This is a genomic window from Aristophania sp. ESL1142 (assembly GCF_058107345.1).
Genome location: NZ_JBYLUH010000001.1, coordinates 1,460,965 through 1,479,946 on the forward strand (window position 1 = coordinate 1,460,965; position 18,982 = coordinate 1,479,946).

Sequence of the window (18,982 nt, forward strand, 5' to 3'; positions counted from 1 at the left end):
CTAAGAGGTTTTTCTCATGCCTGCCTACCGTTCACGTACCAGCACTCATGGTCGCAATATGGCTGGAGCTCGCGCACTTTGGCGAGCGACAGGAATGAAGGAAACTGATTTTGGGAAACCGATTATTGCAATAGCAAATTCTTACACACAATTTGTTCCGGGTCATGTCCATCTTAAAAATATGGGAGATCTAGTTGCTGGTGCGGTGAAGGAAGCTGGTGGCATTGCCCGTGAGTTTGACACGATTGCCATTGATGACGGTATCGCCATGGGGCATGGAGGCATGCTTTATTCCCTGCCTTCTCGTGAGCTTATTGCGGATTCAGTGGAATATATGGTCAATGCCCACTGTGCTGATGCCTTAGTTTGTATTAGCAATTGTGACAAGATCACTCCGGGGATGTTAATGGCTGCCTTGCGTCTGAACATTCCGACAGTTTTTGTCTCAGGTGGTCCTATGGAAGCAGGTCACACAAAGATGGACGGCATTGATAAAGCTGTTGATCTGGTTACCTCCATGGTTGTCGCTGCAGATGACAGGGTCAGTGATGCACAATCTGAACAGATTGAACGTTCAGCCTGCCCGACCTGTGGTTCCTGTTCTGGCATGTTTACAGCAAATTCCATGAATTGTCTGACAGAGGCTCTTGGCCTCTCTCTCCCAGGGAATGGTTCACTCCTTGCAACACATGCTGACCGTCGTTCATTATTTCTGGAAGCGGGGCATCTCTCTGTAGAACTTGCACGCCGTTATTATGAAAAAAATGACGAAACAGTTCTGCCTCGTTCTATTGCAACGAGGGATGCCTTTGAAAATGCCATGGCCCTTGATATTGCCATGGGAGGTTCAACGAACACTGTGCTACATCTCCTTGCTGCTGCTCATGAAGCCGGCGTGGATTTCAAGATGAGTGATATTGACCGTCTCTCTCGTAAGGTGCCAAATCTCTGCAAGGTCTCTCCAGCGAAAGCAGATGTGCATATGGAAGATGTGCACCGTGCTGGTGGAATTCCAGCGATCTTAGGTGAGCTGGACAGAGCTGGACTTCTGCATGGAAATGTCTCTTCCGTTCATAGCAAAAATCTGAAAGAGGCGTTAGATCAGTGGGATATTGTTAATCAGAAGCTCCCTGCTCTTGAACGTTTTAAAGCCGCGCCAGGTGGTGTACGCACGACAGAAGCTTTCTCTCAGGCTAATCGTTATAAAGAGTTGGATACTGATCGCGTGAAAGGTGTTATTCGTGATAAAGAACATGCTTTCTCACGTGATGGTGGCCTGGCTGTACTCTACGGAAATCTTGCTGAAGATGGCGCTATTGTCAAAACAGCAGGGGTCGATGAATCAATTCTGAGTTTTAGAGGGCGTGCACGCGTATTTGATAGTCAGGAAGCCGCTGTATCAGCAATTCTTTCTAAATCTGTCATTGCGAAAGACGTTGTCGTTATCCGCTATGAGGGGCCTAAAGGCGGCCCCGGAATGCAGGAAATGCTTTATCCAACGAGTTACCTGAAGTCTATTGGCCTGGGAGCTGAATGTGCCTTGATAACGGATGGCCGCTTCTCAGGTGGAAGCTCTGGCCTCTCTATAGGTCATATTTCTCCAGAAGCAGCAGAAGGAGGCTTGATCGGGTTGGTTGAGGAAGGTGATATGATTGAGATTGATATCCCCAATCGACGTCTTCATCTCGATGTCAGTGATGATGTGATAAAAGCGCGCCGAGAAATCATGAACCAGAAAGGCAGAGACGGATGGAAGCCTGATAGAGAGCGTCAGGTCTCACGCGCTCTACAGGCCTATGCCGCTTTGACGACAAGCGCTGCTCATGGCGCCGTACGTGACCTTGAACAAATCATCATTCGAAAACGTTAAGTTAAAATGTTGCATCCTTCTCTCTCTCGAGCTTACTCATAGAGAGAGAAGGCAATCACAAAGATTATTCTTAGTTATTCCCGTGATCGGATATGCTGTCCCAGCTCAGGAGCTGCCCTTTCTGGACGGATATATCATCGCCTGATTTGAAATTCAGTACAGAATCCTCCTGCGGCAAAGCTTGGTTAAAAACAAGCTTTTTCCTCAGTTCATGGTCATTCGGCTTAATTTCTATCGGTGCCCAGATATAGGTATCCCCGCTGACGATTGTACTACTTGTTGCAGGCCCCATATCTGTTGCAACTGTCACAAGCGGCATGACAGTGTTCTGTATTTCAAAAACGACGACCCATTTCCCAGCAGGCAGGTTTTTGAAATTATAGACGCAATTTTTCTTCCAGTTCGTATAACGTATTAACGCGTGACCATCTGGAGACAGGCTCCTGAATAACGGATCGCTATCAGTCTGAATCAGAAACTTGGCATATTTTTTTGCATAATCATCATCAGGGATAATCGCTGCTTTGAAACCTTTTTCGAAACAGGGACTCTCTTCCCCATCTGTGAGCATATAGCCTTGCACAGTCAAAGATTTATCACCAGTCTGACGGGCCCATGCTTCTTTCGCAGGATCACATTTCTCGTGAAATTGCGCACATCCACTCAATAAAGCCAAAGAAACCACTGCTGCTAAAGCGCGACGGACCTTTGTGTGAGAGGAGTTCATTCTCATTTTAGTGCCTCATTCATGCAACTTAATGCCTTCCCTGTGAACGAGTATGCGCTTCTTGAAAGGGAAAATACACAAAAAAGTGATTACTGAACAAAAGAAAGTGATTAACGGGCAATAAGGCAGTATTTAAAAAAAACGACTCCTCATTATGAACTGAAATTCATCTTAATAAAGACTGGGAGTGATAAGGTGTCTCCCAGTCTTTATTAAGAATAAGGTCAGGAAAGGCGCTTCAGGGCAGCCTGTTGTTTCGACAGATCAGCCTGGAAGTTTTCCATTCTATTCCTGTTTTCCTGCACGATTTCAGGTTTGGCACGAGCAATAAAATTCTCATTGCCCAATTTGCGTTCAACCTTCTCAATTTCTTCCTCAAGGCGTGTAATTTCTTTTTTTAGCCGTGCTTTTTCGGCATCCAGGTCAATAAGACCTTCCAGAGGAATAAGCACAGTTGCATCTTCAAGAACAATCTGTGCCGCTGCTTGAGGTGGTATGCCCTCTAACGGTTCAATAGAAGAAGCTCTTGCCATGCGGTCTAACGCCTCATGCCATTCTTCTGCCCATGCCAGACATTCTGGCGTGGTATCCTTGAAGAGCAAGGGTGCTTTTTGCGAAGGTGGGATATTCATTTCAGAGCGTACTGTCCTGACATCCGAAATAAGACGGATAATCCAGTTAACCTCTTTATTGGCTCTCTGCGCTTGAGAAAGAGAAGCTGGCACAGGCCATTTTTTTTGCTCAAGATCACCCTCATAACCCAGCTTGATCCAGAGAGTTGATGTAACGAAAGGAATAACTGGGTGCATCATGCGTAAAATGATGCCTAATACATAGGCGCTGACTTTCTGTATCTCTGTGGTTTCATCCCTATTGCCATTCAGAAGTGGTTTGGCAAGTTCAAGGAACCAGTCACAGAATATATTCCATACAAATTGATAGCAGCATCGTGCATATTCATCGAAACGGGATGCTTCCAGCGCTGCATTAGCAGCTTGGGTAGCTAAACGTGCTTCTTCAACAATCCATGCTCCTAATGTGGTTTGAATTGTCTCGGGATCAAAATCATTCCCTACGATAGCCCCATTCATCTGAAGAAAACGCGCAGCGTTCCATAATTTTGTAATAAATGCGCGGTGTTCTTCTACACGTGTCCGGCCAAGCTTAATGTCTCTTCCTGGCCCAGCTCCGGCACAAATTGCCAAACGTGTGGCGTCTGCTCCAAATTCTGAGATCAGGTCAAGTGGGTCTATACCATTACCGCGTGACTTGGACATTTTCTGTCCTTTTTCATCACGAACCAGACCATGGATCAGAACTTTATGAAACGGCACCTCTTTCATGAAGTGCAGTCCCATCATCATCATACGGGAGACCCAGAAGAAAATAATATCAAATCCTGTGACCAGGATGGAGGTTGGATAATAACGCTCCAGCTCTTCTGTTTTCTCAGGCCATCCCAGCGTTGAAAAAGGCCAGAGCGCAGAGCTGAACCATGTATCAAGAACATCTTCATCCTGCGTCAGGACAACTCCAACTCCTGCTTGGGCCTGGGCTTCTTCTTCGGTCTCAGCAACATATGTTTTTCCGTTAGAGCCATACCATGCTGGAATACGGTGCCCCCACCAGAGTTGCCGACTGATGCACCAAGGTTGCAGATCCCGCATCCATGCAAAAAAAGTATTTTCCCACTGCCTTGGCTCAAAGACGATTTTATCCGTTTCTACGGCAGTAATCGCTGGTTTTGCCAATGTGGCTGCATCGCAATACCATTGTAGTGTTAAACGGGGCTCTACAATGGCACCCCCTCTATCTGCTGTGGGAACTTGCAGTGTATGAGGCTCAATTTTTTCAAGCCACTCCAGACGGTCAAGCTCAGCAATAATTTTTTTACGGGCCTCATCACGGTGCAAGCCGGAAAGTGACTTTACAAAATCTGGATCAGCAAGATTTTCAACTTTATGAAGGTCAGCCCTGATTTCATCAAGCCAGATACAGGCACTCTCATCCAGGATCGTAAGGGCTGGCAGGCCATGTCGTTTCCCAACTTCAAAATCATTAAAATCATGAGCTGGGGTAATTTTGACAACCCCAGTTCCTTTCGTCGGGTCAGAATGTTCATCTCCAACAATCGGAATTTCACGGCCAGTCAGAGGTAGGATCACGCTTTGACCAATCAAGTCGCAATAACGCTCATCTTTTGGGTTTACCGCAACAGCAACGTCACCCAGCATGGTTTCGGGACGTGTTGTTGCAATGGTAATGGTCCCTTCTCCACTTTTAAGCGGGTAACGGATATACCACATGGATCCTTTTATCTCGTGATTATTAACTTCAAGATCAGAAATTGCAGAGCGGAATTCAGGATCCCAGTTAACAAGGCGTTTATCGCGATAGATCAGTCCCTCACGAAAAAGCTGGACGAAGACCTTTCGTACAGCATTGGAAAGTCCATCATCCATTGTAAAGCGTTCACGCTCCCAATCAGCTGAAACGCCCAGTTTACGTAATTGCTGGATGATGGTACCGCCATATTCTTTTTTCCACTCCCAGACGCGTTCGGTAAATTTTTCACGTCCCAAGGCCTTGCGGGAAACACCTTCTTTATCAAGGGCACGCTCTACCACCATCTGTGTGGCAATTCCTGCATGATCAGTGCCCGGCTGAAAGAGGACATTTGCCCCCTTTTCGCGCTGCCAGCGAATGAGAATATCCTGAAGGGTAAAGGTCAATGCGTGTCCAAGGTGGAGCGTCCCTGTGACATTTGGCGGTGGAAACATGATAGAAAACGCTTTTCCTTTTTTTGAAGGATCAGCTCTAAAATCGCCCCTTTTCTCACTTAACTGATAAAGTTCTGCTTCATAACTCTGTGGAATGAAGCTTTTTTCAAGTTCTGATTTTTGTAATGAAGGGGACTTCTGCTCTGACATGATCTTCCAATTTTCAGGTCGTGATAATGATTATGAAACTCTCATTAGCGCAGCATTGCGGCAACGCGAAGAGATAGATTTAAAGAAATAAATTAGCGGCCTGGCTGATTGACAGCATAGTCTCCTGTTCCCCAGAGACGACCATTGACTGATTTAAAATAGGCTTTTTCATCATAAAGGGGGACATTAAGCTTGAGATCAAGAGCCGTTAACCGTCCGATGGCGGCCGCTGTTACGTAGGAATTATACACATAAGTTGCGACATTCTGGACCAAGGTCTGTTGTGCCTGTAGCAAGGTCTGCTGTTGTTGCAGAACCTCTAATGTACTGCTAGTGCCTAATATAGCCTCACGCTCAACCCCAGCTAATGCAGCGATATCGGCAGATACAGCGAGTTTGTTACTGCTTATACTTTCTTTAGCGGCAAGCATTTCCTGCCATCCTGCTGAGCCTTTTTGCAGAGCTGTGCGCCGTTGTGTGTTGACCTCATGATGAGCTGCTTCTGCATTCTGCCTTGCCTGTCTGACGGCTGCATATTCAGACCCTCCCTGATAAAGGGGAACCTGGAACGCTAGTTCAGCATATTTATTTTCTGTTTCTGAATGGCTTGCTCCCTGATTTCTTGATCTCTGATAGCCTAATTCAGCCGAAATCTTTGGTAAGATGGCTGCCATCTGAACAGATACGGAATCTTTTTGCTGCGCTTCATCGAAAAGGGCTGCAACAACATCTGGATTATTATGGACAGCCTGATAGATGACCTCTTTTTCATTTTTGACGGGCAAAACCAGTGCCTGGGGTGGTTGTATATTTGGAGGCGCAGGTACACCCACAGCCTGCACATAAGTGGCCTGGCTCTGTTGCAACATGCCTTCTGCTTCCTGTCTCTGGGCCTGAGCGGTTGCCAATGCCCCCTGAGCCTGAGCAACATCTGTCCGACTTAATTCGCCAAGGCGGAAGCGTTTATTGGTCGCATCAAGTTGTTGACGTAGTACCTTTTCGTTATTCAAGCTGATTTGCAGGAGTTGCTCATTCTGGACCAGATTGACATAAGCACTTGTCACAGCAAGCAATACGGTTTGTTCAGTTGAAATTAAACGCGCTCTCTGCGCCATGATCTGGTTGCGGGCCTGTCTTGTTGAAGCAATAGTACGCCCTCCCTGATAAATTGGCTGGGAGACCGTAACACCAACCATATAGCCAGGCGTGGAGTAACTCTGCCCACTATGAATTGGCATTTGGCGTCTATTGCTGCCTGTGCCAAAGGTCTGCATCGAATAATTATCATTGCTGCCGCTATAATAACTGACAGACCCAGATCCCTGAATAGTAGGATGCCACCCGCTTTGTGCCGCTGGGAGCTGTTCATCGACTGATCTTAATTGCGCACGAGCTTCTTTCAGCTGAGGATTGGTCAAATAAGCCGTTGCCATGGCCTGACGAAGTGTATGGGGAATGAACTCAGGTGCTCCCTTCCCGTCATAGGATTGCGCCATGACTGCTGGCGCAATGAGGGCTGAACATAATCCTAACCCAACTTTAAAAGAAACGCCTGTATAGTTTCGTGCGTAATGGTTAATCTTCATAAGACAAAAATCAAACCTTCTTTTCCTACGGTGAGAGGATATCCTATTTCCCTAAAGGGTGGTAGGCGCGTTTTATGCAAAAAAGTAAAATTCATGCTCCTTCCCCCTTGACGGCAGAAATGGAAAAAGCGATACAACGCACGCGTCCTCTTGGTCTGGTGGCAGAATGGTGATGCAGCGGACTGCAAATCCGCGAACGTGGGTTCGATTCCCGCCCAGACCTCCATAAATCCCATATCTTAAGCTTATATTATATTTAATCCGCAGATATTTCATGCGGAAGGTTATAGATGTCAAAAAAGAAGGAGTCTGTCTATGCGCTGTCTGATTAGTGGCGGAGCCGGCTATATTGGCAGCCATGTTGCACAGAACCTTCTTGATAATGGCCATGAAGTTATTGTTCTGGACAACCTTAGTACGGGTTATAAAGCAGCCATCCCCTCAGGGGCGGAATTTCTTGAAATTGACCTCGCGAATAGTACCGCTGTTGATCAATGTCTTTCGAAGGGACCATGGGATGTGGTCATGCATTTTGCAGCCTTATCACTTGTGGGAGCTTCCATGGAGCGTCCCTATGAATATCTCCGTTCGAACACGTTGACATCACTCAATCTTATTGAATCCTGTACAAAATATGATGTGAAGCGTTTTGTTTTTTCATCCACTGCGGCTCTTTTTGGTGGGAAAAATCTTCCCCCTATTATCCCCGATACAGCCCCGGTCGATCCGGCATCTCCATATGGAGAAAGCAAGCTTATAATAGAGCGCGCCCTGAAATGGGCGGATCAGATTTATGGCATGCGTTATGCCTGTTTGAGATATTTTAACGCAGCAGGAGCTGATCCTAAAGGGCGTCTTGGAGAAGATCACCAGCCTGAAACACATCTTATCCCCCTTGCTATTGATGCTCTATTAGGGCGTCGTCCGGCATTGAAAATTTTTGGTAATGATTATCCGACCAAGGATGGCACATGTATCCGTGATTATATTCATGTAACAGATCTTGCTGATGCCCATATCCGGGTTGTAAATAAACTTGAAGAGGGCTCGGTCACCTATAATCTTGGAAATGGCAAGGGATTTAGTAATCTTGAGGTCATAGAAGCCTTGGAGCGCGTTTCTGGTATGAAACTTCCATGGTCGTGGGCACCAAGAAGGATGGGGGATCCTGCGTCTCTTGTTGCTGATTCAAGCCGTTTTCGTGCAGATGTTGGCTGGGCGCCTCTCTACCCTGATATTGATGCAATTGTTGAAACAGCGCTACGTTGGCGTATTGCTCACCCTCATGGTTATAGAAACTGACCTATTTATAATAAGTACGGGAACATTCGTTTCTGTGTTCGATTTTTAGAACAGCGTCTTTTTCATCATCAGAGTCATGGTCCCCACTTTTTTCATCTGCCAAAATACGCTCTACCTGCCAGGCACAGGAACTCTCAGGATGATGGAGGATCACCCAAGTAATATCGTCCACATTTTTCTGTGAAATTCCAGCAGTAATTAAAGTCTTTTTAGCCAGTTGTGGATGATTCCGAAAAAAAGATACAACTTTATCAGCCTGAACGTAAGGCAAAGCTGCTGGAAGTCTTTTATTTAAATGGTTTTTATCACACAGTTTGTGCTCAGTAATCATTGCTACCAACTCATCATTTGTTTCACCTTCTGACTTATTTTTAAAATCAGGGCGCACAAATTTCATATCGTGATAACCAGCCAGATGCATTGCATAAATAGCACAGCTAGATTGCGGTTTATGGGCGATTGCCCAAACAGCTCTGCGCGCCGTCAGAGGACTTAATCCTTTTTTCTCTAAATTTTGCTCATCTTTAAGGCGTCTTGCGTAGCGTTCGTGCGTATAATGCTGGCCTGTTTTTTGGAACTGACGGGTGGAGCCAGCCACTGTATCTTTCGTTACTGAAGGAGCATCAGGCAAAGGAAGAAAAGGCGTTTCAAGAGTGACATTCTTATTGTCAGCATAAGCCATCGGTGACGTAATGGCCACGAGAGCAGTTAAGGCCATTAGGACACAAAAAGATCTCATTAGGTCGTCTTCCTCTATAAACCAATGCACGTACCCTACTTATAAGAAAAAAGGATAATCCTTCAACTATTCCTGATAAAGAGGAATAAAAATATTTTCCTCCATTGCTGAGAAGAAACCTTATAACAGTAATGGGATTACGCAGCTTCAATTTTATGATTAAGCTTGTCCAAAAAACCTATGAGACTTTGACGTTCATTGCTATCCATGGCCCGTAAAACACGTATAAAGGCTCTCTCCTCGTCAGTTAGGGTTATATGAGGATGATTCTTGTTTGTACCCGAAGAATTCCCAATGAGGAAATCTACGGAAACATCATAAAAATTAGCAAGAAGAATGATAGTCTCAAGGCTTAATAGAACATGACCAGATTCCGCAGCTGCTAAATGGGAGCGAGAAATCCCTACTGCCTCAGCCACATCGGCCTGAGTGATTTTCAAATTTTTTTTTATACGTAAATTCCTACGTTCACTGCGTAATCTGTCTTTTATGGCTTCCAATAATTTTTTCTTATTCATGTAATAAATTCTCAAAACTGGGGACTTAGGCTGTCTAATTATATAACGAAAAGAGTTTGAAAGAGAATTTGTTTGTGATACAAACATTTTAGTCTCAACATCGCAAAAGGAGTCATACACCTAAGATGAGTTAAAAATGAATTTCTTATTAAATAATAAAGGATAATTATATGTGTATAAAAAGTATATATGATATTTTTATTATAATAATAATTTCTATTGATTTGATATTTTTTGGATTAATATCAGGAATTTTCTTTGCAACATATAACATATTCGTTCTTGCAATAGCTATAAGTCTACTTTCTACAGGATCTGCATTAACTATTTTAGCAAAAAAAACGAATATATTGTAAATTTACATGGATTATTATGAGACATGTTTACTGGAATCAAAAACGTATAGAACTTTTGCGTTCATTAATAAAAACTGGGCATAAAAAAGCAGATATAGAACGCCTTCTTAAGATTCCGAAAGGCGTATGCGAAGGATATTTGAGTGCCGCTATAAGGCGTTATACCCGCGACAAACCTGGCTCAGATAAAAAAAAATCACACAAAGAAAATATAGAATCAAAAAAATTATCACTTTCTAAAAATGACAATCTCTCTCCCCCTTTGAGACATATTCCTGCAAATCTGAAATTAACAGAACATGAAAAAGAACAGGCACAATCATCTGAACCGCTTCCTGCATTACATCCTTTAACCGGAACAGAAAAGTTTTTTTCTACTTTTGTTACAAATATGTCTAATGAGGAAAAAATATGAGAAAGAAAAAAATATCTATTAAAAAAATAAATACTGAACACATAATGCCGACAAAAGAGCGTACTAATAAATTTGATTATGAAATATTAAATAAAAAAAGAATTAAAATTAACAATTTAAAATTACTTCATGAAAAAGGTGATATTGATGGAAATGCTTTTACATCGGCCCAATGGTGGTTAAATGATTATTTATATGCGTATTTTGGTTATGTAGATTCTTTGAATAATAGTTTTTCTGTTCATAAGGAAAAAGGAGATCTTATTACCTTTAATATGAGTAAAGCTCAAGCAGGATTGAGGATAAAAAAAATACAAAAAACGTTAGGATTTTGTGTTCATGAACGTTTGAGAATTTTCCTTATAGAGGAAGTTTCATTTACAGAGCTGGGGAAAATATTTTATCCCAATAAAGATGAGACATCCGCCAGAAAATCGGCTCAAGCGCAAATGGCACTTATACTAACCCAACTTTCAGAATTTTATTTGGAGGAGCACAAAAATAAGAAACGTGAAAAACTTCTTGCAAAAGCGGGCCGGATAGTGTATAAGGAATCCTAAGATGAATTAATTATAAAGCCGCTGCAATAAAACAGCGGCTTTTTTTATTGCATTGCTAGATATTATAAATACAGTATTTTATTTTCTCTCTATAAATATTTTATATGTTACGATTATTACTATAAATGACGGTTTTGTCATTATGTGGAGTTTTTATGAAAGTCTGGACGAGACAATGGCAAGATAATGGAAAACAAAAATGGGTAGCTGTTACAGGTAATCAAGCAATTGTAGCCTGGGTGCAGAATCTTTTACTGCTTCAAAAAGGAGAATGCTACAAATATCCTGACTTAGGCTACAACATATCATATAATTCCTCTTCTATTATGTCTGATTTGCAGATCAAAAAAATAGAAGAGATGGTTTCACCATATGTACTTTCTATTCGTATAATGAAGGAAAATAAATCTTTAAAGGATAATCTTTCTTATAAAATTATTATAATTTTTCTTAATGGAGAAATATGGAATTCTGGAAAAGATAAATTTAACCAGAGTTTCAGTCAGACCTCTCCATACAGAAATTAATCTTCATTATAACCAATATTTTTTATAAAACTTGATTTTCTAATCTATAAGGTGCAAGGAGTGCAAAATTAATTTATCATATGACATGTTTCATATGATATTAATGTTTATATGAGATATCTGGAAAATTATATGAAAATCACTCCTCTACTACTCTTTTTGGGTGTCTCATCTTTCCTGACTGGCTGTAATGCAAATCAGGCCCATTATGATCGTCCCTATTCGGTCTGGCAGTGGCATGATTTATGGAAGGCTGGAGACATTTATGATGATAGCAATGATAGTTTTGTCGGTATCGTGGATGAGAATGGGTATGTATATGACCGTCTCAGAAATCGTTTAGGGCTTATAGAAACGATTGGTACGATTAAGAAAAACAAAACTGTCATCGGTTATATCCGGAATCACCTTGACGTTTATAATGCTCGGCATGAATGGGTTGGAAATGTTGATAAGCAGGGATATATTCTTGATCGTAATGAAAAATTAAATGGTAAACTGCACGAAGATGATTTTACCACCTCCTCTATAAATTTTTCAGAAAGACCAGGTCTCCGCTTTAAGGGAGCTGCTCATTATGGCACGCTTGAATATAGCGACGAAGTTTATGATTTAAATGAGAAAAAAGTCGGAACAGTCACTTATATTCCACAAGAGACGGATTATCAGGCAATTCCAGTTTCTCATCCTGATGACCGTATGATTACCAGCAGTCGCCCTTACGGCGCTATTTTGCTCCTTGATTATGATAAAGCTGTGGTCCAGCATAAAGCTGAACGTGCTAAATATGCTTATCTTTGCAGCTTTGCTTATACAGAAAATAAGAGAGAAATTTATAATAACCTGCATCAGTTAATTGGTTATATGGATAAACGTGATGGTTTTGATGACCGTAGCGTTTATGATCTGAAGCACAGGCGTGTTGGGTTTGTCAGTTATGGTGGGACGGACCAAAACTATACGGATATCAATTTTTATGATGATGGCGATAGGGCTGTAGGTAAAGTGCCTTATGGCTTCGAAGACTCTGCTGCACGTATGTTACTTGACGGAATTAATAATATGCATGTGCCATGGGATGGCTTTGAAGAATGTGATGGTGGCACACTTGATCAGCATAATATCCTTTATGATGTCGATGAAAATAAAATTGGTCATTTGGATCAGAATATGAATGTGCTTGATCTTCAAGAAAAAATTATCGGTCATATTGGTCCCGAGGGTACGCTTTTCGACGAAAAGAATAAGCTTATTGCTAAACCTTTTGGCCATAAGGGCGATGCAGTTGAAGTTTATAAAGGTAAATTAAGCAAGTTTGAAGAAGCGCATAAAATCCTCAAAACCTATCAGGATCGACAGCGAGAAATAGAAGATCAGAAAATTCGAGAAGAGCATGTTAGAGCTAAAAAGATAGCAGAAGAAAAAGCTAAAGCTGATCAAATTGAAATGAACAAGAGAAAAAAAACAGAGCAGAAACATTCTATAAAAAGTAAATAAAAGAATTAATAAATGTTTTGAGAAAGGATGAAAAAGTGAGATTACCCTTTTTCAGATATCTATGTGTTCTAGCTATCAGTTGTTTATTATTTATATCGTCCGTTAATCCGGGTTATACAGACGAACATAGCTGGCAAAGAGGCACTCTACGAGATGCTCATAATAATATCATAGGTTATATTGATGCTGGCGGCCGCCTATATAGCAAAGACGGCAAACGATATGGCAGCATTGATTCTGATGGTGCGGTAAGAGACCGATTTGGTCAGCTAGTCGGTGACGTTACTATAAATGGATTGATTGATTTAAATGATACACGTGTTGGCCATATTGATCTTGATGGCTCTGTAAGGGGAATAGACGGTACTAAACTGGGAACCATCACTCCAGATGGAAAGGTTTATGAAGAACATCCTGAACGTAAACTTGGCAGTGTTCCACCTGAAGACAAGGCTGTAGGAGCCTTAATGATCTTAAAAGCAAAAGAAAACGAGCATTAGACACGTTATTAATAAAATTATGATAACAATATATTATTTTATTATTTAATAAATATTATTAAAAATATAATTTTACTAATAAAAATACTAAGGGTAATTTTATGAGTATTTCGTCTATTATAGATCAGATAAGACTAACTGTTGGTGAATTATCTTATGTTATAAGTCCTATTTTACTTGAAGGTGGTGTTGTAGAAAAAGTCGGTAAATCTGTGCCCATTATTTTTTATACGGAATCTTTAGATTTTAGAAAAAAATTAATAGGTGGAGATGTCAATGAAATATTAAATATAGCTAACCTTGATAATCTATGGTGTCATTGGAAAATGCCCCCTAATCCTACAGGGGATACGTCAATGAATACATTGCTTGATTTTACACCAGCTATATATTCAATGGGGAATCAGGAAGTTGCATCAAATCATCTGATCTGTAACCCTCTTACAGTTTCTCTGCAAATGATCTGTCCTGCTCGTGGACCGGGAGCAATGCAGACAAAGCAAGATACGTTACAGTCTTTGCAAAATATATTAACTAAACATTCTTTAATGGGTGGATATTTTACTGTAATTACTGCAGGATTTATATATAAACATATGGTACTAAAACAGTTTTCCGATATAACATCAAATAGTGTAACTTTACCATCAAGTCTTTTTCAATTGGATTTTCAAGAAATTATGACGCCTAAATTATCAAAAAGGTATAATAATTTTTAATCTATACAACTCCTAAGTGTCATCATCTTTAATTTTCGTTCTGTTATAATATTTAAAAAATACAGGTAATATGATGCGTTTTTATAAATTAATAATTGGACCTAATCCAATAAAACATGATAGCGATTCATCTGTAGAAAAAACATTAAAAGAAAATGGAGAAGAAGGAAAAACACTTGTTTATACAAGCTATGTTTCAATAGATGAAAATGGGAGTGGTTATACCCCTTCTGGTAATCCTTTTGGTGATTATGACTCTGGCGCATTAGATATAGAATTTAAGATAGACATGGTGCATATAGCCCAGGAGACGCTAGCTTCTATTACTTTATATGGAATTGATATTGATCTGATCAATCAGGCCGCAAATCTGAAAGGGCGTTCTATTGAGTTGCAAGCAGGACTGGGAAAAGGATTTACGATTTGCAATCCTTCATTAGCTGGCTTGATTTTAAGAGGATGTATAAAATCAAGCATAGGCATATGGCAAGAGTCAAAAATGGCTTTGCAACTATACATAAAGCCATATATAGAAGATATAGATAGGCAAGAATTCAATCAAGATAAGAAAAATACTCAGAAATCTACTGAAAAAAAACCCTATATAGTTAGTGTTAAGAAAGGTGGTTTATTGGCGGATGCCTTTAAAAACTGTGTTAGGGAACATTTTCCTGATTATAATATAGTTTTTCGTTCAGCCATGACAAAAAAAGCTCAAAGTGACAAAGAATACCAAAATCATTATAATGATTTTGATACATTCGCAAAATCCATCGGTTTTGATGCTAAAGAAAATAGTCTTTGGTATAAAGTGACAAAGCGTGATCTCTATATCTTTTGCAATGATAAAACAATTTATTTTGCGGATGGAACAGAAGAAAATTCTATAAAACAAATACAGTTCGATGAATTAATTGGACAACCAACTTGGAATATACAAGAAAATTCTCTGACATTCCAATGTCAAATGCGCAGTGACATAATCATTGGGGACAGGATAATGCTTCCTACCTTTAATGTAATAAATTTAAATAATACTATTACAAATACTGTAACAAATAATCCATCTACTAAGCAACAATCTATCTTTAGTGGTATTTTTTTTATTACACAAGTTGAATATAATGGAAAATTCAGGGGTGTAAAAGGACTAGATTGGGCAAGTACATATACAGCTAAGCAGTATGTTCCTCTTCCTTCCAAAAATGGTAACAAAAAAAATTAATATATAAGGATTTATATGAGTTTTTATTCTATTGTAGATAAAATAGAAAATAATATAAATGATATACCTTATATTATTAGCCCAATACTTCTTAAAGATGGTATTGCCAGTAATATGGGTGGGTTAATTCCTATAATTTTATTTACGGAAAAAATTGATCGTCTTGATCAAATGATTTTAGATGGTGTTAATGGAGAACTTAATATTCCTTCAATAGATTCTTTTTGGTGCCACTGGAAACAAGCGATAAATAATAATATAACACAAAACAATATTATACAGAACACACTACCACAGAACTCTTTTACAGATATTACGTCTGCAGGAAACGCTTTTTCAAATAATGTAGCAAAAATTTCTATGCAAATGATGTGTCCTGCCCGTGGTGTTAGAGCTATGGAGACAAAACGAGCAACACTAACAGCTCTACAGAAAGCTCTTACAAAACATAATTGCCTTGGCGGGTGTTATATTATTATAACCCCAAGTGGTCTTTGGACTGATATGATTCTACAAAAAATATCTGATATAACGCCAAATCCAGAAAAATTCCCATCAAGTTTATATCAGTTTGACTTTCAACGACCTATTTTTAATAGAAATATGGCCAATAAGGTTGGGGATAGGCTAAGAATAAAATATGAAAATAAGACAAAAAATATAAATAGTATGTCAAAAAACTGTAATAATCTTGCAGAAAAAATTATGAGTGGAATGGGTATTATCTAATATTTTAGTATGTTATTGAAGTATAATTTAAACTACATTATGTATATTAATTTTTTATACAATTATAAATTCGCAACCAAAATAAGTGGGATAAATTATGTGATACGTGAAGGTCCACATAGGGAATAATGAAATGTAATTTTCTAAATTTTGTTCTTATATTACATAAGGAAACAAAAGAAATTAAATATCTTGCCGTTCAAACAGAACGATTGAGAGAGGTATTTTATGATTAACGTTCAAAGTGAACTAATAAAAACCACTCAAGATTCAAAAAATAATATTTCTTATAATGAAAATACATTAAAAAATATTACTTTTAAAAAATATAAGCGTACAACATTACCATTAGATGGTTATATATTTTGGGTTTCAACCGGAGAAACTATTTCCGTTACAGGAAATTTTTATATCGATTCAGGTATAAAACAGCTTATTTCTGAAAACTATGATAGCGGTCATATTCGCTTCATTTGTAACACAGAAATAAAATCATTTTATGATAAAGATGTATCGTTTATATGGGTTGGAGAGGCTCTAAATACAAAATTTGTAATAGGATCACAATTATCCAGGGATAATGATAATGGATTATTTCATTATTATGGTAAGGTATTAAGACCTATCTTTGAAAATCACTTTATTGACGATTTCACTGAGCTTGATGTTAAGGAAACAATTGTAAGTAATAGTCTTCCGTTCTTTCTTTCATTACCATTGGATAAAAGTCCAGCTCTTACATGGTGCTCATGGCCAGAGCACGTTCCCATTTTTCCTAGTTATTGTGTTCCTGAAAATCAATCCCCTCCTTATATAGTTGTTCATAATGATCCTGACACCATCATAGACACATCATTATCAATGGTTGATAATTATACAGCAAGTGATAGTCAGATTGTAAAGGAAACTGTTAGTCTTCTGCTTTATGGCATGACAAATAAAGAAGTCTCTAATATTAGGAATTTTATTTTACATTGGGCTTTACTTAATCCTGAAAAATTTGGAGTGATTAATAATCCTTTTATTCGTGACGAAAAAGAAATTATGCCAGAAGCTGGTATATTAGCTATGTACAAAAAAATTAATTTTGAAATCATGTATTGTCAGACTGCTGCGCGCAATCAGGCACTACAACTTATAAAATCTGCAAAAATTACTTTAAGGAATTCATAATGCCACAAATTGTTACTATTAATGAAAGCGTCATTCGTGGTGCAGAACCTAGTCTTTTACAAAAAAAAGGCTGTCTTATTTCTCTTGGTGCTACATCCTTATCGGCTGGAGAAACAAGATTTGTAGCAGACTTATCGGAATTGACAGCTCTGATTGATCCGTCGAGTACAGCACAAGTCCAAAGTTTCTCTAATGGACAATCTTCCCTCTTCATTCGAGGTGAGTCTAATAAAAATTTTAGCAATCAAATTATTGATCCACCTGTAGTTGGAAATAACCCTTCATACGAAGTTCCTTTTACAATTAATGATTGTATTTTTAAGAATAAATATTCTATCACAAAAGGCGTAGATACTCAATTTGATATTATTGCTTCATCATCTAAGCAATTACCAGCTACATTTATGCCATCAAGTTTAACTTTTTCTAAATTTCGTAAAGGAGATAGTGATTTTGTTACAAATAAAGTTACATATAAAGAAAAAGATGATAAAGGAAATATTATACTCACAGTATTCTTAGATAGCTCTGTTGATGATGACATTCCTGCCAATACGGAATTTAAACTAGATATTAGTGGTTTTAGTGTAATTGATAATACACAATCTGTTTCCGAATTAATGGCTATGGGAACATCATGGTTTTCCAATAATAATAATGGTTGCTATATTCTAGAACTAGGTATTTTACAGCCGAATATGATGGGGGCATCTTTTTCTGAATGGTATGAACAGAATACGTCATTATATTACGGATATGTATTCCCTAGAAAATCCGCTCTTGATAGTACATTAGCATCATTTTTGTCAGATCAATCAGGGAATAATACCAGAGTTTATTTCTTCTTCTGCGGCGATAAAGATGGTTATAGCCATCTTATTGCCAATTCTGTAGGTCAGAAATCTACTTTTTATGGTGTTGAATATACGGGTTCTGTCGTTTTACCGACAACAACTTCAGCCTCACAGTCGGCTGAGCATCTTGCCGCTGCCGTCTGTGCCCAGTATTGTTCTGCCAGTCCCTCAGCTTTAAATCGTCTGGCTCCTATGAGTTTCAGAGTGTTGAATGGAATTACACCATGGCCAGAAGCCCGAAACAAATCCTATTTTCAGAAATTTAAAACTGACAATGTTGGTTTTGCGGGAACTGCTAATGAAGGTGGAGTTCAGGACAGTATTCTTTTCTGGGGTAATTTCATGAATGGTGATTCCATGTCAGGCTGGTATGGGGCTGACTGGTGTTCCATTAATATGGAGTTACAGCTAGCCAACACAATTATCGAAGGAAGTCAGCCTGGTATTAGTCCTCTTGTATATAATCAATCCGGTATTTCCCGCCTGGCTGCTTGTGCTCAGCAGACACTTAATAGTGCTGTCAGTTGTGGTTGTATTCTTTCAGATTATTCACTTAATGTTACCTCTTTTGAAAATTATCTACGTGATAATCCCTCAGACTATACAGCTGGCATTTATAATGGACTTGCATCAACCGTCGTTCCAGTACGTGGCTTCTTGAGCCTTACATATAATTTAGCTGTAGATTTTTCAGGGCAGACTGTCACAGCAACGACAACACACTAATAAATTGGAGTTTATAAATTATGGATATC

Annotated in this window: 17 protein-coding genes and 1 tRNA gene; 13 read left to right on the top strand and 5 right to left on the bottom strand. The window is 39.3% G+C overall.

Annotated features, from left to right (window positions below; all coding sequences use genetic code 11):
• The first annotated feature begins 16 nt into the window (after positions 1-16).
• On the top strand, positions 17-1,870 hold the full coding sequence (gene ilvD / locus AC3B6P_RS06835; protein WP_489805344.1) for a dihydroxy-acid dehydratase: 1,854 nt from the start codon (positions 17-19) through the stop codon (positions 1,868-1,870).
• A 70-nt stretch (positions 1,871-1,940) separates the two neighbouring features.
• Here the strand turns inward: ilvD and AC3B6P_RS06840 are convergent, their stop codons facing one another.
• The 3 genes from AC3B6P_RS06840 to AC3B6P_RS06850 form a co-directional block, all read right to left on the bottom strand.
• Positions 1,941-2,597 carry a hypothetical protein gene (locus AC3B6P_RS06840; RefSeq protein WP_489805345.1) on the bottom strand — a complete coding sequence of 219 codons (657 nt, stop codon included), beginning with the start codon at positions 2,595-2,597 and terminating at the stop codon, positions 1,941-1,943.
• 224 nt (positions 2,598-2,821) lie between these two features.
• Positions 2,822-5,527 carry a valine--tRNA ligase gene (locus AC3B6P_RS06845; RefSeq protein WP_489805346.1) on the bottom strand — a complete coding sequence of 902 codons (2,706 nt, stop codon included), beginning with the start codon at positions 5,525-5,527 and terminating at the stop codon, positions 2,822-2,824.
• Positions 5,528-5,619: 92 nt separating this feature from the next.
• A complete protein-coding gene (locus AC3B6P_RS06850) occupies positions 5,620-7,113 on the bottom strand; it encodes a TolC family outer membrane protein (RefSeq protein ID WP_489805347.1) in 1,494 nt (497 codons plus the stop codon).
• Positions 7,114-7,265: 152 nt separating this feature from the next.
• Here AC3B6P_RS06850 and AC3B6P_RS06855 point away from each other — a divergent pair.
• Positions 7,266-7,339: transfer RNA gene (locus tag AC3B6P_RS06855), tRNA-Cys, on the top strand.
• Between the two features lie 89 nt (positions 7,340-7,428).
• On the top strand, positions 7,429-8,415 hold the full coding sequence (gene galE / locus AC3B6P_RS06860) for a UDP-glucose 4-epimerase GalE (protein WP_489805348.1): 987 nt from the start codon (positions 7,429-7,431) through the stop codon (positions 8,413-8,415).
• A 1-nt stretch (position 8,416) separates the two neighbouring features.
• Here galE and AC3B6P_RS06865 read toward each other — a convergent pair whose 3' ends face one another.
• Positions 8,417-9,154, bottom strand: a complete 738-nt coding sequence (locus AC3B6P_RS06865) for a hypothetical protein (RefSeq protein ID WP_489805349.1) — start codon at positions 9,152-9,154, stop codon at positions 8,417-8,419.
• 137 nt (positions 9,155-9,291) lie between these two features.
• A complete protein-coding gene (locus tag AC3B6P_RS06870; RefSeq protein ID WP_489805350.1) occupies positions 9,292-9,672 on the bottom strand; it encodes a helix-turn-helix domain-containing protein in 381 nt (126 codons plus the stop codon).
• A 372-nt stretch (positions 9,673-10,044) separates the two neighbouring features.
• Between AC3B6P_RS06870 and AC3B6P_RS06875 the strand changes: the two genes are divergently transcribed.
• From AC3B6P_RS06875 to AC3B6P_RS06920, 10 genes are all read left to right on the top strand, one after another.
• A complete protein-coding gene (locus AC3B6P_RS06875; protein WP_489805351.1) occupies positions 10,045-10,443 on the top strand; it encodes a hypothetical protein in 399 nt (132 codons plus the stop codon).
• Complete coding sequence (locus AC3B6P_RS06880) at positions 10,440-11,003, top strand: hypothetical protein (protein WP_489805352.1); 564 nt, start codon at positions 10,440-10,442, stop codon at positions 11,001-11,003. The genes AC3B6P_RS06875 and AC3B6P_RS06880 overlap by 4 nt, the downstream gene beginning before the upstream one ends.
• Positions 11,004-11,158: 155 nt before the next feature.
• Entirely contained in the window at positions 11,159-11,530 is a 372-nt protein-coding gene (locus tag AC3B6P_RS06885; RefSeq protein WP_489805353.1) for a hypothetical protein, read from the top strand.
• Positions 11,531-11,662: 132 nt separating this feature from the next.
• Entirely contained in the window at positions 11,663-13,027 is a 1,365-nt protein-coding gene (locus AC3B6P_RS06890; protein WP_489805354.1) for a hypothetical protein, read from the top strand.
• Between the two features lie 35 nt (positions 13,028-13,062).
• On the top strand, positions 13,063-13,527 hold the full coding sequence (locus AC3B6P_RS06895) for a 5-fold beta-flower protein (RefSeq protein WP_489805355.1): 465 nt from the start codon (positions 13,063-13,065) through the stop codon (positions 13,525-13,527).
• 101 nt (positions 13,528-13,628) lie between these two features.
• Entirely contained in the window at positions 13,629-14,246 is a 618-nt protein-coding gene (locus tag AC3B6P_RS06900; RefSeq protein ID WP_489805356.1) for a hypothetical protein, read from the top strand.
• Positions 14,247-14,316: 70 nt separating this feature from the next.
• Positions 14,317-15,471, top strand: coding sequence for a hypothetical protein (locus tag AC3B6P_RS06905; protein WP_489805357.1), 1,155 nt, complete (start codon positions 14,317-14,319; stop codon positions 15,469-15,471).
• A gap of 15 nt (positions 15,472-15,486) precedes the next feature.
• Positions 15,487-16,200, top strand: coding sequence for a hypothetical protein (locus tag AC3B6P_RS06910; protein WP_489805358.1), 714 nt, complete (start codon positions 15,487-15,489; stop codon positions 16,198-16,200).
• A gap of 228 nt (positions 16,201-16,428) precedes the next feature.
• Positions 16,429-17,373, top strand: a complete 945-nt coding sequence (locus AC3B6P_RS06915; protein ID WP_489805359.1) for a hypothetical protein — start codon at positions 16,429-16,431, stop codon at positions 17,371-17,373.
• Complete coding sequence (locus AC3B6P_RS06920) at positions 17,373-18,953, top strand: hypothetical protein (protein WP_489805360.1); 1,581 nt, start codon at positions 17,373-17,375, stop codon at positions 18,951-18,953. Before AC3B6P_RS06915 ends, AC3B6P_RS06920 begins: the two co-directional genes overlap by 1 nt.
• Positions 18,954-18,982: the final 29 nt, after the last annotated feature.